This window comes from Sinorhizobium fredii (genome assembly GCF_002944405.1).
In the GTDB taxonomy this organism is placed as follows: Bacteria; Pseudomonadota; Alphaproteobacteria; order Rhizobiales; family Rhizobiaceae; genus Sinorhizobium; species Sinorhizobium fredii_C.
On sequence record NZ_CP024310.1, the window covers coordinates 129,982 to 151,212 of the forward strand.

The 21,231-nt window shown below is 64.0% G+C and carries 21 protein-coding genes and 1 pseudogene; 16 read left to right on the plus strand and 6 right to left on the minus strand.

The features are described 5' to 3' along the window. Positions 1-295 precede the first annotated feature (295 nt). On the plus strand, positions 296-1,315 hold the full coding sequence (locus NXT3_RS24195) for a tetratricopeptide repeat protein (RefSeq protein ID WP_104840757.1): 1,020 nt from the start codon (positions 296-298) through the stop codon (positions 1,313-1,315). Positions 1,316-1,498: 183 nt separating this feature from the next. Here NXT3_RS24195 and NXT3_RS24200 read toward each other — a convergent pair whose 3' ends face one another. Both NXT3_RS24200 and NXT3_RS24205 read right to left on the minus strand, forming a co-directional pair. Beyond that, positions 1,499-2,125: a hypothetical protein gene (locus NXT3_RS24200; protein WP_104840758.1), complete on the minus strand. Its 627-nt coding sequence runs from the start codon at positions 2,123-2,125 to the stop codon at positions 1,499-1,501. A 69-nt stretch (positions 2,126-2,194) separates the two neighbouring features. After that, positions 2,195-2,665, minus strand: a complete 471-nt coding sequence (locus NXT3_RS24205) for a transposase (RefSeq protein WP_104840759.1) — start codon at positions 2,663-2,665, stop codon at positions 2,195-2,197. A gap of 196 nt (positions 2,666-2,861) precedes the next feature. On the opposite strand from NXT3_RS24205, the gene NXT3_RS32995 reads away from it, so the two are divergent. The 9 genes and pseudogenes from NXT3_RS32995 (at position 2,862) to NXT3_RS33000 (ending at position 12,201) form a co-directional block, all read left to right on the plus strand. After that, a complete protein-coding gene (locus NXT3_RS32995) occupies positions 2,862-2,993 on the plus strand; it encodes a hypothetical protein (protein ID WP_272939870.1) in 132 nt (43 codons plus the stop codon). 280 nt (positions 2,994-3,273) lie between these two features. After that, entirely contained in the window at positions 3,274-3,453 is a 180-nt protein-coding gene (locus NXT3_RS24210; protein WP_104840760.1) for a hypothetical protein, read from the plus strand. 223 nt (positions 3,454-3,676) lie between these two features. Next, positions 3,677-4,636: a DUF3991 and toprim domain-containing protein gene (locus NXT3_RS24215; protein ID WP_104840761.1), complete on the plus strand. Its 960-nt coding sequence runs from the start codon at positions 3,677-3,679 to the stop codon at positions 4,634-4,636. 145 nt (positions 4,637-4,781) lie between these two features. Further along, on the plus strand, positions 4,782-5,384 hold the full coding sequence (locus tag NXT3_RS24220) for a DUF1419 domain-containing protein (RefSeq protein ID WP_104840762.1): 603 nt from the start codon (positions 4,782-4,784) through the stop codon (positions 5,382-5,384). Positions 5,385-5,394: 10 nt separating this feature from the next. Next, entirely contained in the window at positions 5,395-5,793 is a 399-nt protein-coding gene (locus NXT3_RS24225; RefSeq protein ID WP_104840763.1) for a DUF3085 domain-containing protein, read from the plus strand. Positions 5,794-5,897: 104 nt separating this feature from the next. Continuing rightward, positions 5,898-11,005 (plus strand): annotated as a pseudogene (locus NXT3_RS24230) (Eco57I restriction-modification methylase domain-containing protein). Between the two features lie 133 nt (positions 11,006-11,138). Beyond that, positions 11,139-11,789, plus strand: a complete 651-nt coding sequence (locus tag NXT3_RS24235; RefSeq protein ID WP_104840764.1) for a DUF433 domain-containing protein — start codon at positions 11,139-11,141, stop codon at positions 11,787-11,789. Then, positions 11,786-12,043 (plus strand): DUF5615 family PIN-like protein, encoded by a 258-nt coding sequence (locus NXT3_RS32710; protein WP_234828222.1) that lies wholly within the window; start codon positions 11,786-11,788, stop codon positions 12,041-12,043. The genes NXT3_RS24235 and NXT3_RS32710 overlap by 4 nt, the downstream gene beginning before the upstream one ends. Before the next feature lie 26 nt (positions 12,044-12,069). Continuing rightward, on the plus strand, positions 12,070-12,201 hold the full coding sequence (locus NXT3_RS33000; protein ID WP_272939871.1) for a hypothetical protein: 132 nt from the start codon (positions 12,070-12,072) through the stop codon (positions 12,199-12,201). Positions 12,202-12,463: 262 nt separating this feature from the next. On the opposite strand, the gene NXT3_RS24245 is transcribed toward NXT3_RS33000, so the two are convergent. From NXT3_RS24245 to NXT3_RS24260, 4 genes are all read right to left on the minus strand, one after another. Further along, complete coding sequence (locus tag NXT3_RS24245) at positions 12,464-13,867, minus strand: HipA domain-containing protein (RefSeq protein WP_158665417.1); 1,404 nt, start codon at positions 13,865-13,867, stop codon at positions 12,464-12,466. Then, positions 13,824-14,414, minus strand: coding sequence for a helix-turn-helix transcriptional regulator (locus tag NXT3_RS32715; RefSeq protein WP_234828223.1), 591 nt, complete (start codon positions 14,412-14,414; stop codon positions 13,824-13,826). Before NXT3_RS32715 ends, NXT3_RS24245 begins: the two co-directional genes overlap by 44 nt. Before the next feature lie 374 nt (positions 14,415-14,788). Next, on the minus strand, positions 14,789-15,100 hold the full coding sequence (locus NXT3_RS24255; protein WP_337442187.1) for a hypothetical protein: 312 nt from the start codon (positions 15,098-15,100) through the stop codon (positions 14,789-14,791). Then, positions 15,090-15,407, minus strand: coding sequence for a hypothetical protein (locus tag NXT3_RS24260; RefSeq protein ID WP_234828224.1), 318 nt, complete (start codon positions 15,405-15,407; stop codon positions 15,090-15,092). Before NXT3_RS24260 ends, NXT3_RS24255 begins: the two co-directional genes overlap by 11 nt. Positions 15,408-15,911: 504 nt before the next feature. Here NXT3_RS24260 and NXT3_RS24265 point away from each other — a divergent pair. From NXT3_RS24265 to NXT3_RS24290, 6 genes are all read left to right on the plus strand, one after another. Then, positions 15,912-17,705, plus strand: coding sequence for a ParB N-terminal domain-containing protein (locus NXT3_RS24265; protein ID WP_104840766.1), 1,794 nt, complete (start codon positions 15,912-15,914; stop codon positions 17,703-17,705). Positions 17,706-17,798: 93 nt separating this feature from the next. Then, positions 17,799-18,275 carry a UCP036055 family protein gene (locus NXT3_RS24270; protein WP_104840767.1) on the plus strand — a complete coding sequence of 159 codons (477 nt, stop codon included), beginning with the start codon at positions 17,799-17,801 and terminating at the stop codon, positions 18,273-18,275. Beyond that, positions 18,272-19,153 (plus strand): DUF7007 domain-containing protein, encoded by an 882-nt coding sequence (locus tag NXT3_RS24275; protein ID WP_104840768.1) that lies wholly within the window; start codon positions 18,272-18,274, stop codon positions 19,151-19,153. Before NXT3_RS24270 ends, NXT3_RS24275 begins: the two co-directional genes overlap by 4 nt. Then, a complete protein-coding gene (locus NXT3_RS24280) occupies positions 19,150-19,518 on the plus strand; it encodes a hypothetical protein (protein WP_234828225.1) in 369 nt (122 codons plus the stop codon). The genes NXT3_RS24275 and NXT3_RS24280 overlap by 4 nt, the downstream gene beginning before the upstream one ends. Further along, on the plus strand, positions 19,515-19,964 hold the full coding sequence (locus NXT3_RS24285; RefSeq protein ID WP_104840769.1) for a hypothetical protein: 450 nt from the start codon (positions 19,515-19,517) through the stop codon (positions 19,962-19,964). Before NXT3_RS24280 ends, NXT3_RS24285 begins: the two co-directional genes overlap by 4 nt. Positions 19,965-20,344: 380 nt before the next feature. Further along, positions 20,345-20,932: a hypothetical protein gene (locus NXT3_RS24290; RefSeq protein ID WP_104840770.1), complete on the plus strand. Its 588-nt coding sequence runs from the start codon at positions 20,345-20,347 to the stop codon at positions 20,930-20,932. Positions 20,933-21,231 lie beyond the last annotated feature (299 nt).

Genomic DNA, 21,231 nt, shown 5'->3' on the forward strand with positions numbered 1-21,231 from the left:
GGCCAACCCGAGGGATCAAGCATTTTCTCGGGGGCCGGACCCGACGCAGGTGCCGCGGCGGCGTCGTTGAACCAATGAGCTCGCCGTGTTGGTGAGTGTGTGCAGCGACCGCCAGAGCCCGGACAGAAAGGCGGGCGAAGATCTGGTGCCATTATTTGCGCGACGCAAGGCACATGGATCGAAAATCGATCCCCGACGGCTTATCGTCGCTCCGAATCCTGACTTGCGATTCGTCTGGGTTACGCCACCGGGTCGCAATCGCTGGAAAATCATTGCAGAGGGGAGGGGCGCGCAAATGGACGCACCCATTACACTCGAGATCGTAGGTGAAGACGGCATCTTCCGTCACGGCGACGCACCTAGTCCGATCGTCGACGAACTCGACGCCGCGCTCGATCGACGCGAGAGCGGCAGTCTCACTGAGGTCAGGTATCTTTCGGCCTTGCGAGGCATCGTTCAGCGTCAGCCGCAGTTCATCGATGGTCATGCTCATCTCGGTTACGCCCTCCTGGAACAGGGAAAGCCGAAGGCTGCGCTGGACGCCTGCCTGCAAGGGCTGCAATTGGGCGAGAACGCCATCCCAGCGAGCTTCGCGGGCCGGATCGAGTGGGGTTTTCTCGAGAACCGGCCGTTCCTGCGGGCGGCCCATGGCGCCATGCTTTGTCGCCTTAAGCTTGGACAGCGCAAAGAGGCGCTGACGTTGATGGAGAAGATGCTGGCATGGAACCCGAACGACAATCAGGGCATCCGCTTCCTGATCGGGTCGGAATATCTGCGGGCCGGCAAGACGACGAAGGCCTCGCGCGTCTTCATCGAAGAGGCCGATCAATACCCGCCCTATCACTACGAACTGGGGCTGCTCCACTTCCAGGCAGGCAATCCGGTTGCCGCCGCCACCAGCCTGCGCCCCGGGTTCGTGGCGAATGGCTATGTCGCCGAAATCTTGAGCGGAAACCCGGATCCGATGCCGCTGGCGATCTGGCACTCCTCAAACCTCGCCGAGCCGGAGGTCGCGCATGATTATGTCGAGCAGTGCGGTGATCTGTGGCGCAAGACGGAGGGAGCGATCCCGTTCCTGCGCTGGCTGCATGTGCACCCGAAGGTCATGGCGGAACGCGCGGCCGTGTTCGACTGGCTGGAAGCTCTGCTCTGGGAGCACGACGTCAATCGGCGCGGGATGCTGCTCGACCGCGAAGAAGCGGCGCTCGCCGCTATCGACGGCCGGTTGTCGGCGGAAATCGTGGTCCAACGCACAGACCGCCATGGTCGATCGGGGCCGCCATGGCTCTATCCGCAAACGCGATCATGGCTGTGAAGGCTCGGGCGAGAGTGCGGCGGCGCTTACCGCTGCGGAGGCGGTCACCGAGATGAAATGCAAGGTCGGCGCGAACGCAAAACTTCTCGCGCGCACCCCAGATCGCATGGAACACGTAAAGGACCGGTGAACGAGTGGTCTCCGAATGTTCGGTCAATGTCGTCGGCGAGTGTTTCTCAGGACCTATGCCGGCGCGAAGCGCGCCAGCATCTCTCTGAGCTGCGCATTTTCAGCTTGAAGGCTGGTCCGCCACAATGCCTTCAGGCGCCGGTTTTCTGCCTCCAGCGCTTCCAGCTCATCCGGACCCGTTTGCGGCGCTTCCTCGGCAGGACGGGAATTTGGCCACGACGTCCTCGCAGGCTTTGTTCTTTTCGAAGCAGTGGAGCGCCGCATCGGGGTCGAGCGGTCTGCCTCGTCAACTGCGGACACTGCCACCGCCACGTCATCGGCCTCTGCCGGTAGTTGAGCCGCATCGGTCATCGGCATCGGCGACTCCGATGCCGCTGGATCGCTGGAAGCCGCCGCAGGCGATTGCTCGTTCGGCTTGTCAGCTCGCTCAGTTATTTCGGCAGCCGGCTCGACTGCGACAAGCGGAGGCTCTTGCGTTACCGATTTGGTTTCGGCGCCTCCGCCGGCGTGCGGCAGATCCACTTCCACTTCCCGAGCGATCGCCTTGAGGTCGGCGTCACCCCAGATGGACGTGTTTCGTGGTTTTGCCTGACGCCGGTTCGACTTGAATTCGACAACGAAGTTTCGTCGTTCTCTCATGCAAACGGATATCCGAAGAAGTTGGATTTGGCTGCCCGACATTGCGGGATCTGCCGGAGACATAAGCGAGCCCACGCGCTTTTGCAACGCGGACGCCGTGGTAGGGTCGGTTCAGTCCAGACCAAGCCGCTTGCGAAGCTCGACATTTTCCGCGCGCAGCTTTTCCGCCAGCCGGATGCGTAGCCGCTGGTTTTCTTCCTCGAGCGCAACCAGGTCCGCCAGCGTTTCAAGGCCGGCGTTCGCTTCGGCTTTGGCCTTTGGTTCCTCGACCGGGGCGCCGGCGCGTTTCCACTGGTAATAGGTCTGCTCGGAAATGCCCGCTCCCTTGATCGCCGCCTTCAGCGTTTCGCCGCCCGAGGTGCGCGCTTCAATAGCTGCGAGCTTTTCGGCCCGTTCGTTGTCGGAATAGCCCCGCTTCTTCGCCTTGCCGGTAGCCGGCTCTGCTTTTCCGGCTTTTGAATGACCGGTTCCGGCCTTCCTGTTCGCCGTTGATGGTCGCTTCGGGGCAGCAGCCGGTGCGGCGCCTTCCGTTTCGGCCGCAGTTGAGGGAAGTGGCTGTTCGAGGGTCTGTTCGTTCGCCATCGGTAAGCTCCGGGTTGGAAACCTCTTTTCAATCGGTTGAAGCGGCGAGTCAACATGAACCGACGCGGATTCCGCACGAACGTTGTCTGCGGCTTTGCCAGCAGCGTGCCGTCGTTGGGCGGCGGTGCGATCATCAGGACGAGCCACGCAAACTCATCGACAATCGGCAATTTTGTCGCTGGAGGCGAGCGAGTTCGTGCACTCGGCGAAGGTCGCGACCGAGGTGGCGCGGATCAGCCCGCGGGCTGAAATGGACTATTCGACGGTGGCGGCGATCGCCGACGATGAGCTCCGGCGGAGCGTCAGGGCGAAGCGCGGTCGCGCCTGAGGCGACGGCTGAATCCGTTTTCATCAGGGGCGGGCCAGAGGGCGGGGTTCGGCGGGCTTCATCCGGATGAAGGCGCGGCCCATCCGACCGCAGTCCAGTCCCGCTCTCTTGTGATGGCGTCCTGGTCCGGTTCCGGATCTTCCACGATCAACCCGCGCGGGGTCGGCTACGCGAAGCGTGCCGCCGCTTTCGGCTGACGCCTTCGCGGTGATCGCGACCGGGCCCCGGCCCTTCGAAGGAGCCATCGAGCGGGATCGGCCCTCCGAAGACGGAGCCTTCAATGTCTGATCTTGTCCTTGCACAAAACCACGCTTTTCAACTCGCCCGCACCCTGATGGTCCCCGTCACGCTGTTTCGCTCCGGCGACGAGTTCGGCGTCCTCCCGTCCGACGAACTCGAAGACGGCGAAGTCGACACCATCGCCGAGTACGATCCCCACCAGTTCGGACCGGCTCATTGAGCCGGCCTTTTCCCTTTTTGGAGATGCCGCTTGCGAGCGGCAGGCGGCAAGGGAAGCTTCGCCCCGGCTGGCGGGGGACGGCGGGCGCCAGGTGCAAAACGGCACGTTGCCAGCCGCGCCCTTGCCTCCTTTGCTCTTCGCGGGCGGCCCTGAGGACGGGCCCGCCTTGTGCGGGAAGGAAAGCTCAAAAGAAAGGCGGCGCCTGCGGCGCGCGAAAAAAGAGATGAAACAGGATGAACTGGATGACCTGCGCGAGCTTGTGACCTGCGCGGCGGCGCTGGAGGATGCCGGCTACGCGATCGACCTCAAGGAGAGCACGCGACGGGCGGTCAAGTACCGGCGCGGCGCCGCAATCGTCATCGTGATCCACGCGGGCAGGGGCTGGTTCGACCCCCTCTCCGACGCCAAGGGCGATATATTCTCGCTGATGGCGTATCTGCACGGCGTCGGCTTCGTCGAGGCGACGACAGGGGTCGCGGCTCTCGTCGGCTACGAGCCGCTAAAGCCGGTGTGGAGCAGACCGTCGCGGTCGAGCAAACCCGTTCCTGATGTCGGCGACCGCTGGCAAATCCGTCGCAAACCGTGGCCCTCATCTGCAACTTGGCGCTATCTGCGCGACACCCGCAGCCTTCCGGACGCTATCATTCGCGACGCCATCCGCCAGGACCGGCTGCGCGAAGGGCCCTGCGGCAGCATGTGGGCGGCGCATGTCGACGAGGCGGGCCGTGTCACCGGCTGGGAGGAGCGCGGTCCCGATTGGCGCGGTTTTTCCACCGGCGGATCGAAGCGGCTGTTCCGGCTCGGACCTGCCAATGCCTTGCGGCTCTGTGTCACCGAGGCGGCAATCGACGCCATGAGTCTTGCCGCGCTTGAGGGCTTGCGCGATGGCAGCCTCTATCTCAGCACCGGCGGGGGCTGGTCGACGGCAACCGAGGCAAAGGTAAAGGCGCTCGCGGCGCGGCCCGGCGTGCTGCTCGTTGCCGCCACCGACGCGAACGCCCAGGGCGAGGCCTTTGCGGGGCGTTTGCAGAGCATTGCCGAGAAGACCGGTTGCGACTGGTTCCGGCTGAAGCCGACGGCGGATGACTGGAACGATGCGCTCAGGCAAAAGGTGAGGAAAGATAGAGAAAGAAGGGAGGCAAGAGAAGGCCTGCCGCATGCCCGCCGACCGCGTCAAGGGTGAAGCTTCGCCCGGCCTTGCCGGCCCTTGACCCGGTCGGACGGAGAGGCGGCCGCGGTGGAGGGGTCCAGAAGGGCTGAAGAGTAGACGGCGATCCAGAGGGATCGGCCGCACTTCCGTCCGGACGAGGCCTGAAAGGAGCCCGCTCATGACCCTCTCCCCTATCCGCAAAATCTTTGAGGGCATCGCCGACCGCCGGCAGATGTTCCGCCTGTTCGACCGCCACGCTCAGCGACCGAACCGCTGGCAGTGCGACGACAGCGCGCTCTACCGCGGCGAATGGTTCGAGATTGGCGAAGCCGAGCACGACTACATGTTCGAGGTCCTGCCGCCGTACTTCATGCGCGGCGAAATGTTCGCCACGCGCGAATTCCTGACCGACTCGATTACCAGCGTCTTCTTCACGCTCAGGATCGATGGCCGGACGCGCTATTTCCACACTTATTGCGATCTCGCCGACAAGGGCTCCACGGAGCGCATGCGCGCGGCAATCCTCGAGCGCGAAACCCGCCCCGTTCGGGCGATGACCCGCGAGGAGCGTCTCGAGCATATCTGGTCGAGCACCCATGACGACTATCGCGGCTATGCCGGCGAACGCTGGCCGGAAGCGATGCGCGGCCGGCGCACCGTGATGCTCTATGGCGGCGTGGAAGGCACGTTCCTGAAGCTTCTGGACGAACTCACGCGGTCGGAGATCGCCGCCAAGCTGCCGGTGCAGTTGCGCGTCCTTCCCGACAGCATCGCGGCGTGAGGGCGGAGCCATGTTCACCTTTGCAATCGCCGATATTCGCGCCGTCGTTGCCCGCGGGCGATCCGATGCCGCCGCCCATGGCGGGTTTCGGGTGCCGTATCAGGGGATCTCGCCGCAGCGGCTGGCGACGGCCGGGCTTTGGCTGGTCGGTGACGAAGGCGTCTACATCATGTCCTCCGGCAAGCTCGCCGACGGAGAGAAGCCGCTCGTCGTCCATGCCGAGGAGTGCGACCCGAAGACCAACCCGGATTACTGGCACTACAAGCGGCAATATTTCGGGGGCGACGACGGCGTCGAGTTCATCGACGCGACCGAGCTGGAAATGCTGATGGCCGCATCACCCGATGCCACGCATCTCAAGATCATCATGGACGACACATCGATGTCGCTCACCCTGATCCACCGCTGACCATCGGCCGCAGGGCCGCCCTTCCCACCAATTTCGCGATCGGTCCGCCCGCCATTTTCCCGGCGGGAGAGACGGGGCGCGCCTTCAACACAGGAGACCTTCGCATGTCGCATGACGATCCCTTCGCAATCGACCTTTTCGGGAACACGGCGCTGTCATCGGGCTTAAGCCTCGGCGTCACCGCCTTCGCCGGCAGCTTCGATCCAGGACCCGAGGACCACGATCCCGATCCGACAACGCCAGCGCCGGCCATCCAGCCCGCAAGGCCTGCGCGTTCACCCGCAAGAGAGCGACAGGCCCATGGCCTCAATTTCCATCTCGAGGAGAACCGCGGTCTCGCCCGCGGCTGGAAGGACCGCGCCCGCGACAATATTGCGGCGATCCGGCTTGCCGCCGAGATCGAAGCCGAGGAACGCCCTGCGACGCGCGAGGAACAGAGGCGGCTGATCCGCTTCACCGGTTTCGGCGCCTCGGATCTTGCCAATGGTGTATTCCGACGGCCAGGCGAGGCGACGTTTCGCGATGGCTGGGAGGCGATCGGCTCGGAGCTGGAGGATGCAGTCGGCGAAGGGGATCTACGTTCGCTTGCGCGCTCAACCCAATATGCGCACTTCACGCCGGAGTTCATCGTCCGGGCGATCTGGGCAGGGCTCACGCGCCTCGGCTGGCGCGGCGGCCGCGTGCTCGAGCCGGGCATCGGCACAGGGCTGTTTCCAGCACTGATGCCGGAGCGCCTCCGTGCCGTTTCGCACGTCACCGGCTTCGAGCTCGATCCGGTCACCGCCCGCATTGCCCGGTTGCTGCAGCCACGGGCGAGGATCATTACCGGCGACTTCGCTCGCACCGAACTGCCGGCGAGTTTCGATCTCGCGATCGGGAATCCGCCCTTCTCCGATCGCACCGTGCGATCCGACCGCACCTACCGGTCGCTGTCCTTGCGGCTGCATGATTATTTCATCGCCCGGTCGATCGACCTGTTGAAGCCCGGCGGGCTTGCCGCCTTCGTCACCTCGCATGGCACCCTGGAAAAGACCGAGAACACGGCGCGTGCGCATATCGCCAAGTCGGCCGACCTGATCGCCGCGATCCGGCTGCCCGAAGGCAGCTTTCGCCGCGACGCCGGCACGGACGTCGTCGTCGACATCCTGTTCTTCCGCAAGCGCAAGATCGGCGAGCCGACAGGCGATCTCTCCTGGCTCGACCTGGAAGAGGTGCGTGCCGCGACGACCGACGACGGCGCCATCCGTGTGAACCGCTGGTTTGCCCGCCACCCGGATTTCGTGCTCGGCACCCATGACCTCGGCTCCAGCCCGTTCGGTGAGACCTACACCTGCCGGCCCCACGACGGTGTGAAGCTGGAGGCGGCGCTCGATGCCGCGATCCGTCTTCTTCCGGAAGCCCTCTACGACGGCGAGCCGAGCCAGATCGATCTCGACCTGGAGGAAGACGGCGATCGCGTCGCCGATCTGCCCAACGACCGCCGTCTGCGCGAGGGCAGTTTTCTCTACGACAAGGCCCGCGGCCTGATGCAGGTCATCGACGGCGAGCCGGTCGCGGTGAGAGTGCGCACGGGGCGCAGCGGCGAAGGCCGATCAGGCGAATGCCTGTCGGAAAAGCATGTCCGCATCATCGCCAAGCTGATCCCGATCCGCGACGCCGTGCGCGCAGTGCTGAAGGCCCAGGAACTCGACCGGCCCTGGAAGGAGGCGCAGGTGCGCTTACGCATCGCCTGGTCGAGCTTCGTGCGCGACTTCGGACCGATCAATCACACCAGGGTCTCGATCACCGAGGACCCGGAGACCGGCGAGGTGCGCGAAACCCATCGCCGCCCGAACCTCCAGCCCTTCCTCGACGACCCGGATTGCTGGCTGGTCGCCTCGATCGAGGACTACGATCTCGAAACCGATACCGCCAAACCCGGTCCGATCTTCTCCGAGCGGGTGATCGCGCCGCCGGCCGCACCTGACATCACCTCCGCCGCTGATGCGCTGGCCGTCGTCCTCAACGAACGCGGCCATGTCGATCTCGGGCATATTGCCGAACTCCTCCATCGCGACACGGGCGCGGTGATCGCGGAACTCGGCGAGGCGATCTTCCAGGACCCCGCCGACGGCGCCTGGCAGACGGCGGACGCCTATCTCTCCGGCCATGTCCGCGACAAGCTGAAGGTGGCGGAAGCCGCCGCCGCACTTGACGCGGATTTCCAGCGCAATGTCCGGGCGCTGACCGCGGTGCAGCCCGCTGACCTTCGCCCCTCGGAAATCACTGCACGTCTCGGGGCGCCGTGGATTCCGGCGTCCGATGTTGTCGCCTTCGTGCACGAGACGATGGGCGCCGAGATCCGCATCCACCACATGCCGGAGCTCGCCTCCTGGACGGTCGAGGCGCGGGCATTGGGATGGATGGCGGCCGGCACATCGGAATGGGGCACCGATCGCCGTCACGCCGGCGAACTGCTCGCCGATGCGCTCAACAGCCGCGTGCCGCAGATCTTCGATACGATCAAGGACGGCGACAGCGAGCGCCGGGTGCTCAATGTCGTCGACACCGAAGCGGCGAAGGAAAAGCTTACGAAAATCAAGACCGCCTTCCAGAGCTGGGTCTGGTCCAATCCCGATCGCACCGACCGGCTCGCCCGAGTCTATAACGACCGCTTCAACAATATCGCTCCGCGAAAATTCGACGGCGCGCATCTGAAGCTGCCGGGGGCATCGGCGGCCTTCACCCTCTATCCGCACCAGAAGCGCGGCATCTGGCGGATCATCGCCTCCGGCACGACCTATCTGGCGCATGCGGTCGGCGCCGGCAAGACGATGACCATAGCAGCAAGCGTTATGGAGCAGCGTCGTCTCGGGCTGATCGCGAAGGCGATGCTCGTCGTTCCCGGCCATTGCCTGGCGCAGGCCGCAAGAGAGTTTCTGGCGCTTTATCCGAATGCCCGCATCCTGGTCGCCGACGAGATCAACTTTTCGAAAGACAAGCGCCAGCGGTTCCTGTCGCGCGCAGCGACCGCGACCTGGGATGCGATCATCATCACGCATTCCGCGTTCCGGTTTATCGGCATCCCCTCGGCCTTCGAACAACAGATGATCCATGACGAGCTCGAGCTCTACGAGACGCTGCTCACCAAGATCGAGAGTGACGACCGCGTGTCGTTGAAGCGCCTCGAACGGCTGAAGGAGGGTCTCAAGGAGCGGATGGAAGCGCTCGCGACCCGCAAGGACGATCTTTTCACTATTGCCGAGCTCGGCGTCGACCAGATCATCGTCGACGAGGCACACCTATTCCGAAAACTGTCCTTCGCCACCAACATGTCGACCTTAAAGGGCGTCGATCCGAACGGCTCGCAACGCGCCTGGGATCTCTATGTGAAGTCTCGGCTCATTGAGACGAAGAACCCGGGTCGGGCGCTGGTGCTCGCCTCTGGTACCCCTGTTACAAACACGATCGGCGAGATGTTCACCGTCCAGCGGCTGATGGACCATGCCGCGTTGATGGAGCGGGGCCTGCACGAGTTCGACGCCTGGGCCTCGACCTTCGGCGACACGACGACGGAACTCGAGCTGCAGCCGTCAGGCAAATACAAGCCGGTGTCGCGCTTTGCGAGCTTCGTCAATGTTCCCGAACTGATCGCCATGTTCCGCTCGTTTGCGGACGTGGTGATGCCCGAGGACCTGCGCCGCTATGTGAAGGTGCCTGAGATCTCGACGGGCAAGCGCCAGATCGTCACCTCGAAACCAACGGCGGCGTTCAAACGATACCAGACAGTGCTCGATGCCCGCATCAAGGCGATCGAGGAGCGCGACCGGCCGCCGGAGCCCGGCGACGACATTTTGCTTTCGGTCGTTACCGATGGGCGACACGCGGCAATCGACCTGCGCCTGGTCGATGTCGACAACGACAACGAGCCGGACAACAAGCTCAATAGCTGATCGCCAACGCGCTGAGGATATGGAGGGAGACAGCCGAACACACCTATGTCCGCCCGGACGGCAAGCCATTCGATCTCCCCGGTGCGGCGCAGATGATCTTTTCCGATCTCGGCACGATCAGCGTGGAGAAGAACAGGGGCTTCTCCGCCTATCGCTGGATCCGCGACGAGCTTGTCCGCCTCGGCGTGCCGGCCTCTGAAATCGCCTTCATGCAGGATTACAAGAAAGCCGAGGCCAAGCGGCGGCTGTTCGGCGACGTGCGCGCGGGAAAAATCCGCTTCCTGATCGGCTCCTCCGACACGATGGGCACCGGTGTGAATGCGCAACTACGGCTGAAGGCGCTGCATCACCTCGACGTACCCTGGCTGCCATCGCAGATCGAACAGCGTGAAGGCCGCATCGTGCGGCAGGGCAACCAGCACGACGAAGTCGACATCTTCGCCTATGCCACTGAGGGTTCGCTCGACGCCACCCTATGGCAGAACAACGAGCGTAAGGCGCGCTTCATTGCCGCGGCCCTTTCCGGCGACACCTCGATCCGCCGGCTCGAAGATCTCGGCGAGGGCCAAGCGAACCAGTTCGCGATGGCGAAGGCGATCGCGTCCGGCGATCAGCGCCTGATGCAGAAGGCGGGGCTCGAAGCCGACATTGCCCGGCTCGAGCGCCTGCGCGCCGCCCACGAGGACGACCAGTTCGCCATCCGCCGCCAGATCCGCGATGCCGAGCGCGACATCGAGCACGCCACCCGTCGCATCGACGAGATCGGCAATGACATCGAGCGTCTCGTGCCGACGACGGGCGAGGCGTTTGCGATGACGGTCAACGGGGAGCTGCTTTACGAACGCAAAGCGGCGGGTCGGGCGCTGATGACGGAAATCCTCACCCTCGTGCAGCTCCAGCAGCAGGGAGAGGTTCATGTCGCCTCCATCGGCGGATTCGATCTCGTTTATGAGGGCGAGCGGTTCGGCAAGGATGGCTATCGCTACCAGACGATGCTGCGGCGGACCGGCGTCGATCACGAGATCGATCTCGCCGTCACCGTCACGCCGCTCGGCGCCATCTCCCGGCTCGAACATGCGCTAGACGGCTTCGAAGCCGAGCAGGAGCGGTTTCGTCAGCGGCGGGAGGAATCCCGACGACGGCTCGCCTCCTACCAATCACGGCTGGGCGGATCTTTTGCCGTCGCTGATGAACTTGCCGAGAAACGCCAGCAACTCGCGGAAGTCGAGAAAGCGCTCGCTGACAATGTCGACCGCGCCGACGAACGCAAGGTCGCCTGATTTTCGAGTGTTCGGCCGGACAAGCGAGATGCTGTGTCCCGCATTTTCCTGCGGGCCCTTGAGGCTCCCCGCCGTTGAAATTATCACCTATGCAATATATATTCCGATACATCGGAAGAATTAGTAGCGCATCATGATCTCCAGCGAGATGTTGAAGACCGCAGAGGCGGCTGTCGTCGCGCGTGTCTCCCCACGCGACGTCAATAGAGTGATCGACGAAGGAATTCTGCCCGCGGCGTTTTCGTCAGCCGAAAACGGCCGTCGGGTCTGGGTGACGGCATGTTCACTGATTTCCTTCTATTATGAGAGTGCCACGCGCCTGACATCAGAGGAGCGCATCAGTGCGATCAGGTGGGCAGAACCCCGGCTCAGCGCATGGAAGACACTGGCGCCCGAGGCGCTGATTGCGAAAGACTGGACTTTGCACCACGATTTCCTGACTATCGACCTGGCACCGTTCTTCAGAAAGACGGTCGATAGCCTTGCCGAGCTCGAGGCCGCTCGGAACATGGTTACGTCCTCACCGGATATTCTGGGTGGCACACCGATTATCAGCGGAACGAGAATTCCGGTATACGATATTGCCGCATCCCTCGCCGCCGGTCATTCCGTCGAAGAACTGCTGGAGGCATTTCCGGCGCTTGACGAAAGGCGCATTGCCCTTGCGAAGGTCTATGCCGAAGCCAATCCGCTGCGCGGCCGGCCCAAGCCGTTGCAGGAACTGCCCGCCGGCGCCAGGATCATCAGAGATCGCCGAGTTGCGAGGCGCAGGCGGCCGGCATGAAGTTACTCGTAGACGAATGCCTGAGCCCGCGGCTTGTCCAGTTGGCACAAGCCGCGGGCTACGCTCAATCGACCCATATCGTGTGGCTTGGCAAAAGCGGCTGGAAAGACTGGGAGCTCAAGCCGCTCATCCTAGATGGCGACTGGACCTTCGTCACCAAGAACTCGGTAGATTTTTTCGGGGGCCGGAAGCCGACCCCGGTTCGAAAGGCCAATATGCGGATGTCGCGATCCATGCCGGGCTCGTGTGTCTGAACGGGCCCTCCACGATGGATCTGGCGATGCAGCTGGAGCTGTTCGAAGAGGCCCTCACCGAGCTTCAGGCGGATCCCGATCTCGTCAATCAGGTGCTCGAGGTCACGATGGGTGAGGAAGACATCCATATCTTCCGCTACCTGCTGCCGGCCGAATGATGTGTGCTCTTGGCAAGGGCACTTCGGCCGCTGCATTTGAATGCAGTGCAGCATACGCATGGCTGCATTGCACAATAAGTGATTTGCCTTCGGTCAAAAAACGGGCATCCTGCACGCAGCTGATGCATTTCGCGGTCTTCTCCTCCCATTGCCGCCGCATCGGCTGTTCCCCTCTGGAGGTTTAAATTACCTTCACACCTATAAGGGCCGCGGTTTTCCGCTGGCCCTCTTTTTTTGCCGATTGCGTTGGGACCTTCAGCTATCAGGAGCCGAGCAGCCATCCCCCACCGCGCTCGATATAGGCGTCTCGCGCCTTGATCCCCTCAGGTACCTCCATGTCGAATGCGGTCAAAAGCTCATCGATATTGTGTGCAATCAGGTCGGCGAAGCGCTTGAGACCGATACGATCAAGCCTGGGCAGCTCGGCCGCTAGCCCCACTGATATTCTTTCCGTGAGACTTGTCGTGAGACGAGCTTGCGCGCGGGGTGAGCCAATCCCCAATGCATCCAAAAAGGCCGCGAAATCTGCCAGCTCGAGATCGGTCAACTTTGTTGCTTCGCCAATGCTGAAGGCGAAGAGATCGGTCAGATTGGGATCGAGCCGCGTGGGCATCAGGTCGTAGCGAGGCGAGACGCGGATACTGCCTCCACTATCATAGAGGAGGGCAAAGTTCTTGGCATGGGCATCGACGTTGCCCGTCATGAGATCGAACAGGACTGCGGCAATGAACCGTTGCTTTTCCGCTGCGGGATCGGCGGTCGCATCGAGTATTCGGTTGATGGCATGAGCATCGAAGCGACGGCCCTCCCGGCCGTGACGTTCGTATTTCAGGGACGGAGGAAGGCCAAGCGCCTGGGCGAAGTCCTCCTGATGGACCCTGACGATCATGCTGTCGGCGTTCAGCCGCCGGTCGAACCGTTCGATCAACAGGGCATCGATGCCGCCGAAATTGACGACAGTCGCCTCAGCGGTTTCAAAACCGAGTTCTCGCGAGAGCCGAAGCGTTTCGAATTCGAGCTTGGGGTCTTGCAGATGCTCCTGGTCAGGCACCTTTATGATGTGCGTGGTGGGGGCGCCCGAGCCGGCAATGGGTTCGGCATAGCTCCCGTCAGGAAGAACCGTGATCGCGATCTTGCTTTGAACGCCGGCGAGCGGCGACGGATCTTCCGTGCCCTCGGGTAGGCGCTGACGTCTGTGCAGCGAGGCAATGATGACGTTCAGTCGATCACCATCGATTCTGGTGTAATCGGTGTCGTAGTCGCCAGGCACCTTTGCGGCTGGGGCACCAAGCGGCAGGACCGAGATTGCGCCTGCACAATCCTTCCCGAGATAAAAGAGAAGGCCTGCCACATCGCTGCGGGCCAAGCCCTCGCGATCCATGACGCGCTGCAGGACGCCGTCGCGCTCCTGAAGCAGGTTATCGAAAAAGGGGCGGGCCCTGCTGTCGTCGAAGGCTCCGTCCCCGAGCGGAAACGACAGCGAAAGCGGGAGGGCATCGGGATTGTCAAGATATGCAGCGGCGTAGGCAAAGGCCAGGGCGCCATCCTCATCCCTTACGAGGTTGCCAATGGGGCCAGCAAACCCGTCAAGCCTGACATCGAGCGCGATAATATCCATGCGGTTATCGTGGCTGCGCGAATATTGAAATACCGGCGGCGTGCGCAACCTTGAGAACCCTTTGGAACTCTAGTGTCGCCTTGCCATTCTCGAGTTCGGATATGAATCGTCGCCCGACACCGGCGAGATCGGCGAACTCCTGCTGCGAGAGCTTGCGCGCTTCCCTCGCGGTTCGGACGATAGATCCGAGGTCACCGGGCGAGACAATCTCCGTTGCTTCACGCCGTTTCCCCTCAGTCCTCGCCTTCGTCCTTTCGGAATGCTGCTCACCGGGCAAGTGGGAAAGAGGCTTGGGAAACCCCAGCTGTTGCGCACCGATATTCGAGCTTTGCATCTTGAGCTCTGGAAGCTTGACAGAGGTTGCGGCCTTCAGCGTCTCCGTTGCGACCCTGACGGATGGAATGTCGATGTTCTTCAGCGTGTCCGTCAAGCTTTTGGACATGGCGGAAATATCGCGAAGCGCTTTCGTACCCGCGACAAGGTCCGCCTTGCCGATCTGCTCCCTCAAAGTGTCGGAGAAAGGCGATTGCGCGAGCATCCTGGCGACATCGGTCGCCTTCTTCGGGGATGAGGTTTTGTCGTCTCGATCGGTCATATCTGCTCCTGTACGGGAACATAGTCCAGCTTCATCGTAAATTCAAGGCTCTGTATTCCCGCACAGGAGCACATAGCAGACCTGCTGATCCCGAGCGGTAGCACAATGCTCTTACCGGGCTGTTTTGCTGCTTTTGCTCCCGTTCGGGAGCAGCCCGGCGCGACTTCAGTTCAGCACTTTCCACTCTAGGCGATCGCGGCCGATATCGAGCGTCGCCGCGCTGTGGGTGATCCAAACTGAAGAGGCGGGAAGCGGCGATCGAAACTGCGGTGACCGGCTTATGCCGCAGGCAGTTTGGGGCAGCGCTCAAGTGAGAACAGCTGTTATCCGCCGTGCTCGTCAATGCATGGTTGGCGTCGAGAGCGGCAGCTGTTTTACGGCCTGTCTGACCACCTTGCGGAGCATGCGCCAGTCGGAAGGTCGCGTTCGTTCACCCGCTCCTGGATGGCGGTCAGGATCCAACCGACGCAGGCGATGTCGTCGGCGGCGCGATATGTGTCGGAGTGCGCAAAGCAGGCGACGATCCGCGGCTGGGCATCGCCATGATCGAGCGGGATGCCGGCGACAAGCGCCTGTGCTTCGCCATAGGCGATTGCGATGCGCTGCCGATCTTCGGGTCCGCTTTGCGCGATCATGCCGCAGGTCCAGGCCAGCGTGTGCGACAGCTGTTCGACTTCATTGTTCATTGTCGATCGGGCTCCCTGTGATCAGAGCGAGGGTATGAAGGAAGGTCGGGGAGAGGTCGAACTGCCAGGCCATACCGCGCCCCATGGCGTTTTTCCCCATCTGGCCTCTTTGCACGAGAGGGCCGACGGTCTGGCGGATGCCGGTCCTGGTAAGGCCGGTGATTTCGACGAGACGCGTCAAGGTGATCGGTTCTCCATCGCCATGGAGCTTGCGGATCACCGTCATCAGAGCGATCTGCTTGAGGCGGGCTGCTGGCGTTTCCCCTTCGAGCGGATTGGCCAGGATCTGGTTCATCGTCATGGTCATGTACGCTTGCTCGAACTGGCCCCGACGCAGCGCCGCGGACGCTGTCGCGGAGCCATCGCGACCGCCTTCCTCAGACACGTTCGCCAACTCCTTCCGAAGCCGCCGTCGGCGGCCACCATACAATCCTCGCGCAAGTTGGACGGACGCCGATGCAATCGGTCCGCGTTCTTTTGCCATCGGACGGACGGCATTGGCAACCGCCTTGCGTGAAAAGCCGCCGGGTTTTGCCCGGGAGTGTCAGCAAGAAATGGAAAGGGACAGGAAGGGAAAGGAAGAACCTGGTCGCAGATCGGTTCTCCCGCCGACGCTTGCGCTCAACCGCGCTCTGCGCAACCCGGCCACTCGCCCGCGCAGGGCTTAAGCCCCGCTTGGGCTTCGCGGCAGGGCCGCTCGGGCGCCGTTGCGCCGGTCGCCCCGCCCTGCGGTCCGAGGGGTGTCTTCGGAAAGAAGACGGAGAGGGAAGGGCGAGATGCCCGCGTCCCCAAACCTGGAAGGAACATTCCGATGGAACTGAAGTTTGTCGATCCGCGCGCGCTCAAGGAAAATCCCGACAAGGCGCGGCGCTCGAAATCCTCGCCGCAGGCCGATGCGCTGCTGCTCGCTACAATCCGGGCGGTCGGCATCGTGCAGCCGCCGGTCGTGGCACCGCAAGCCGATGGCGGCAACGGCTATGTAATCGATGCCGGCCACCGGCGGGTGCGCCAAGCGATCGCCGCAGGCCTCGAGGAGATCGCGGTACTGGTGACCGACCGGGCCGACGACGGCGGCGCCATGCGGTCGCTCGCCGAAACGCTAGCGCATGAGCAGCTCAATCCCGTCGATCAGTGGCGGGCGATCGAGCGGCTGGTCGCCCTCGGCTGGACCGAGGAGGCGATCGCGCTGGCGCTGGCGCTGCCTGTGCGCCAGATCCGCAAGCTGCGCCTGCTCGCCAATGTGCTGCCGGCCATGCTCGACCAGATGGCCAAGGGCGACATGCCGAACGAGCAGCAGCTGAGAACCATCGCCGCCGCTTCTGTCGAGGAGCAGAAGGAGGTCTGGAAGGCCCAGAAGCCGAAGAAGGGCGACACCGCCGCTTGGTGGCAGATCGCCACTGCGCTTTCCAAGACCCGCATGTATGCCCGCGACGCGAGCTTCGGCGACGATCTCAGGGAAGCCTATGGCATCGAATGGGCCGAAGACCTGTTCGGCCCCGCAGACGAGGACAATCGCTATACCACCAATGTCGAGGCGTTCCTCGGCGCCCAGCAGGAATGGATGACCAGCAACCTGCCGAAAAAGGGCGCGATCGTCGAGGTCAACAATTGGGGCCAGCCGGAACTGCCGAAGAAGGCGGAGCGCATCTACGGCAAGCCCGGCAAGGGCGACCATACCGGCCTCTATCTCGACCGCGACGGAAAGGTGCAGAGCGTGCATTACCGGATGCCGGAGCCGAAGGCCGCCAAGGGGCAGGCTGGATCCGGCGATGGCAGCAACGGCGCTGGCGGTGATGCCGCGGGCGATAATGACGACGCTGCTACCAAGTCCCGTCCGGATGTGACCCAGAAGGGCCAGGACATGATCGGCGACTTCCGCACCGATGCGCTGCACGAGGCGCTGGCCCGCGCGCCGATCGAGGATGATATCCTTATGGCACTGCTGGTGCTCGCCTTCGCCGGCCAGAATGTCCGCGTAGACTCCGGTGCGAACGACCACGTGTTCGGGCCGAAGCGGTTCAGGCGCCACGCCGCCCGCCTCGTCAGGGAGGACGGCAGCCTGTCCTTCGAGATGGAGACCGTGCGGGTCGTTGCCCGTTCGATGCTGATCGACGTGCTCTCATGCCGGCGCGGCATGTCGAACAGCGGCGTCGTCTCGCGCATCGCCGGCGCGGCGATCGGTGCGGACGGTTACCTCGCCAACATGGGAACCGAGGACTTTCTCCTGTGCCTGTCGCGCCAGGCGCTGGAGGCGGCCGCCAAGGAGGCCGGTGTGCAGCCCAGGGCGCGCGTGCGCGAAACCCGCGCGGCACTCGTTGAGCAGTTCGCGGCGGACAACACCTTCGTCCATCCGTCTGCGCTCTTTTCGCCTGACGGCCAGGAGGTGCTCGATCTCATCCGCCAGGGCGACGACTTGGATGCGGACGAGGCGGAGAGCGCCGCTCACGGCGACGGGCCGGAGGACGGATCCAACGTCCAAGAGTTGCCCGACACGGGCAACGACGACGAACTGCCCAATCCGGCCGACGGTGATCTCGCCGATGTCGGCACGGCGGATGTCGACGCCGATGCGGACGAAACCGCTTACGGCATCGCGGCGGAATAGCCACTCCATCCTTCTCTTCCGAATGCATCTCCGCCGCCGGCCGCTCCGGCGGCGGTTTCGTTTCCACCATCGCAGAACGCCACGGAGGCCTTCATGTCTGCATCCCTCATCTATGATCTCGCGCCGATCGGCGCCATCGTCGCCTGGTCCGACGGCACACCGCGGCCGCCCGAGCGCTTCAGACAAAAGCTGGCGGCCTGGAAGACACGCAACAGCCAGGGCCGGCTGATCCGCAAGCAGGACAGGCGCGGCCTCGGCAATATCAGCCTCGCGCCGGACTTCACCCTGCATGAGGGTGATTTCGGCGGGGGCGGCATAATTGCGATCCGCGTCTACCGCACCTTCTCGCTCGACAGCGAGCTGGCCTTCAAGGTCGTGGAGCGACCGGCGCCGGGTACGGTCCGGATATTCGACCGCGCCGGGTCGAGTGCCGAACTCGTCCATCTCGCCTCCAACCGGCCGGCCGCCGAGGAATGGCTCCTGCGCCATGGCTATCCCGATGCTGTCCTGGAGGACGTGAGCGCCGACGAGGTGGCCGCCGACCATGTCGAGGGGAGGGCCGCGGCATGACTGGGGGCTCTCTCTCGAAAGATCTCTCCACCCCTGACGGTTCAGCGGTGGAGTTCGGCCGAAGCGCCGACGGCATGCCGCTTGCGCGTGTAGGCGATTTGGTCTTCGCCATGGTGTCGGCGCGGGACGGGCAGCATTTCCTCGCCAGTGCCTGGCGCGTTTCGCGGCCGCTCGAGCACCTTAATCGGGACGATTTCTATTCGCACCATGGTTCGGTCGAGGATGAGGCGGCGTTCCGGGTCCGCATGATCGAGCAGGCCGAACATTGCCGCGAGCTTCACGCGCTCGCGCGACAGACCGCCGGGGTCAGCTGCAGCACACCATGGGGGCCATCGCAGGGCGCCACCATCTATGTGGACGGGATTGTTTCTCATACGACAGCCAGCCACGGCGGCTTCGAGCTCTCGGCCGCGCGCAACGCCGCTGCCCACCCGCTGCTTCGCATCGACGACGGCTTCTACGAGGAGGACGCCGCATGGGCGATCGTGGCGCTCACCTTTCCCCAGCTGTTCACGCGTTATGAGCGGAAGATCGCCGACAGAACCGTCCGCGACTCCTGGCCGGAAGCCTGGGAGGCGATCCACGACCGCAGGCTCGCGCCCGGAGCATCGCACGAGAAGGACGGCCGGGAATTTCAGCGGCAGCATGCCGAAGACTGGATCGTCATCGCCGCACTCAGGTCCGACCATCATGCCGGCATGACCGAGGTGATCGCCACCATCGGCGGCGCGCGCGATGCGCGGGCTGAAGAGCGCCGCTTCCTGGTGCGGAGCGACGACTATATGGCCGGCCGGTTCGGCTTCGTCATCGATGAGACGAAACATGCCGCCTATAACGGTCCGTCCAGCTTCGCCACTTGGCGCGGGAGGGCCGGATGATGTGCGACCCGCAAAAACGCACCGCGCAGCTCGCGCGTATGGAAGCGGCGCGACGACAGACGCAGCATCAGCTCGATCTGATCGACCGGCAGATCACCCGCAAGATGACCGCGATTATTCCCGAGCTTGGCCAGCGTCAGCCTGGCTATCGCCGCGGCAGGGCCATGGCGCCGGGTGCTTTCCTCGAACGCTACCGCGCCAATCTCGCGGCGCTCACCGCCGAGCGCCAGCCGGAAGTCGACGCGCTCACCCGGAAACTCGCGCGGCAGGATGCGGCAATTGCCGCTCTTCGGGCCCGCCATCATCTGCAACGGGATCCGGCGATGGGCGGAGGCCGCGCCGCAACAGGAGGGCAACGTCGATGATCACGATCGGCGAACTGGAGCGAAGGGCCGGGATCGGCTCCTCGGTCGAGCAACGAACCGCCTTCTGGATGCAGTTCCATCATCTCGACGGCGCCGAGTGCCTCCAGGCCGGCGTGGCGGAGCTCAAGCGGCTGATCGCCGAGAAGGAGACCGCGCCGGTCGAAGCAGGTGAGGGCGCCGCGACGCTCCCGAACCGGCAAAGGCTGCCGCCCCTGACCGCGGAGCAGGAGCAGGCGCTCCAGGCCTATGCCGCCAAACACGGCCGGCGCTGGAAAAGCGTGCTGAACCACGTCTGGATGGGCGGTCCTCCCCATGACGACACCGGCACGTTGCGCGGCTTACGCAACTCGCATGGTCCGACCTGGCTGCAATCCTATCGCCTGCCGAAAACGCAGGCCGCCAGGAAGGCGGACCCGGAGCCTCGGCCCGACCGGTCGACCAGCTGATGCCGCAGTAGAGCAGTGCGTGTCCGGCGGCAAGACGGTTCGCGGTTTGGCCGCGAGAGATCCCCTTCCGGTTGCCATGGCCGGTGCATGCCCTTGGTCGGCTCGCCCTTCGGTTTTTGCTGCGGTCTGAACCGGCGACCGTCCGTTTCAAGGCCGCGTTCCGCGCCGCGCGGCGGCCGGACCACGCCGTCCTCGGCAAAGCAGGGCCGCGTTCTTCGCGAGGTCAGGATGACCTGCTCGCCCGCAATCCCTGCTTCGCTCGGCCAGTCGAGGCCGGACCCTGAAACGCCCGTCTTCCGCCGGTTCGGTTTGACCGCACCGAAGGGCAGACCGGCCAAGGGCCGGACCCGCTTCGGAGAAACCTCGGAAAGGATGAATCCATGGCCAAGCCCGCAAACAAATCCCGTCAGTCCGCTCGAGTCGTCCCGCTGCGAAAGGGCGCCACCATCGACATGGTCCGGCTCACTTGCCCCGATGCCACCCAAGCAATGGCGATTGCCGAAAGTTTCGGAACCGCTTTGGTCGACGGCGACGGTATCCGCGACCTGCATGAACGGCTGATCGTCGAAACGGCCGACAGCCTGTCCGAAGGCCTCGGTGAACGCGCCATGCAGATCCATCTGCAGCGCATCGTCGGCGCCTATGTCGGATCCGCGCATGGTGCCGGCCAGTTCTACTCCCGCGCCGTCACCGAGGCCCGTGACGCCACCGCCAAGGCCGCCAATGACGCCCGCGACGAGGACCTCGACGGTCCGGTCGGCTATGACAGCGCCGCCCAGCGCAAGCGTGAGTTCGCCGCCGACATGGGTATCCAGGCCCATTCCCTCAGAATGGCAGCCGAAGGCGCCGTCGCCGCTTATGAACAGATCGTCGGCGAGGCCTGGAAGCCCTTCGACCGCCCGGTCGAAAACCCGGGCGCGTCGCTCGACCGCAAGGCGGCCGAGGCCCAGATGGCGGCGCTCGGCTGATCGCCCCAGGCGGGGCTTTGGCCCCGCTCACATTCCAACATCGTGCGACGCCGTCTCCTCCGGAGGCGGCTACTCGCGTGTCGTCCAGTCGGCGGGGCTCCGCCGCAGGAAGAGGGAGAAAGGAAAAGCGAAGAACGATGCCGCTCGCGGACCCGTCCGGGGCGGTGGTCCTGCCGGGTTGGTCGATTCGCGCAACGGCTGCGCCGTCCTCCTCTTCGTTCCGGTCCCCTTGGGATGCGCGGGCCGATCCACCCCGGACGCCGGACCTCCGTGACGGGCCGCGATGGGCGCGGCCCTCA

Coding starts and splice junctions, on each gene's coding strand:
- NXT3_RS24195 (WP_104840757.1), top strand. CDS start 296: ATGGACGCACCCATTACACTCGAGATCGTAGGTGAAGACGGCATCTTC.
- NXT3_RS24200 (WP_104840758.1), bottom strand. CDS start 2,125: ATGTCGGGCAGCCAAATCCAACTTCTTCGGATATCCGTTTGCATGAGA.
- NXT3_RS24205 (WP_104840759.1), bottom strand. CDS start 2,665: ATGGCGAACGAACAGACCCTCGAACAGCCACTTCCCTCAACTGCGGCC.
- NXT3_RS24210 (WP_104840760.1), top strand. CDS start 3,274: ATGTCTGATCTTGTCCTTGCACAAAACCACGCTTTTCAACTCGCCCGC.
- NXT3_RS24215 (WP_104840761.1), top strand. CDS start 3,677: ATGAAACAGGATGAACTGGATGACCTGCGCGAGCTTGTGACCTGCGCG.
- NXT3_RS24220 (WP_104840762.1), top strand. CDS start 4,782: ATGACCCTCTCCCCTATCCGCAAAATCTTTGAGGGCATCGCCGACCGC.
- NXT3_RS24225 (WP_104840763.1), top strand. CDS start 5,395: ATGTTCACCTTTGCAATCGCCGATATTCGCGCCGTCGTTGCCCGCGGG.
- NXT3_RS24235 (WP_104840764.1), top strand. CDS start 11,139: ATGATCTCCAGCGAGATGTTGAAGACCGCAGAGGCGGCTGTCGTCGCG.
- NXT3_RS32710 (WP_234828222.1), top strand. CDS start 11,786: ATGAAGTTACTCGTAGACGAATGCCTGAGCCCGCGGCTTGTCCAGTTG.
- NXT3_RS33000 (WP_272939871.1), top strand. CDS start 12,070: ATGCAGCTGGAGCTGTTCGAAGAGGCCCTCACCGAGCTTCAGGCGGAT.
- NXT3_RS32715 (WP_234828223.1), bottom strand. CDS start 14,414: ATGACCGATCGAGACGACAAAACCTCATCCCCGAAGAAGGCGACCGAT.
- NXT3_RS24255 (WP_337442187.1), bottom strand. CDS start 15,100: ATGAACAATGAAGTCGAACAGCTGTCGCACACGCTGGCCTGGACCTGC.
- NXT3_RS24260 (WP_234828224.1), bottom strand. CDS start 15,407: ATGACCATGACGATGAACCAGATCCTGGCCAATCCGCTCGAAGGGGAA.
- NXT3_RS24265 (WP_104840766.1), top strand. CDS start 15,912: ATGGAACTGAAGTTTGTCGATCCGCGCGCGCTCAAGGAAAATCCCGAC.
- NXT3_RS24270 (WP_104840767.1), top strand. CDS start 17,799: ATGTCTGCATCCCTCATCTATGATCTCGCGCCGATCGGCGCCATCGTC.
- NXT3_RS24275 (WP_104840768.1), top strand. CDS start 18,272: ATGACTGGGGGCTCTCTCTCGAAAGATCTCTCCACCCCTGACGGTTCA.
- NXT3_RS24280 (WP_234828225.1), top strand. CDS start 19,150: ATGATGTGCGACCCGCAAAAACGCACCGCGCAGCTCGCGCGTATGGAA.
- NXT3_RS24285 (WP_104840769.1), top strand. CDS start 19,515: ATGATCACGATCGGCGAACTGGAGCGAAGGGCCGGGATCGGCTCCTCG.
- NXT3_RS24290 (WP_104840770.1), top strand. CDS start 20,345: ATGGCCAAGCCCGCAAACAAATCCCGTCAGTCCGCTCGAGTCGTCCCG.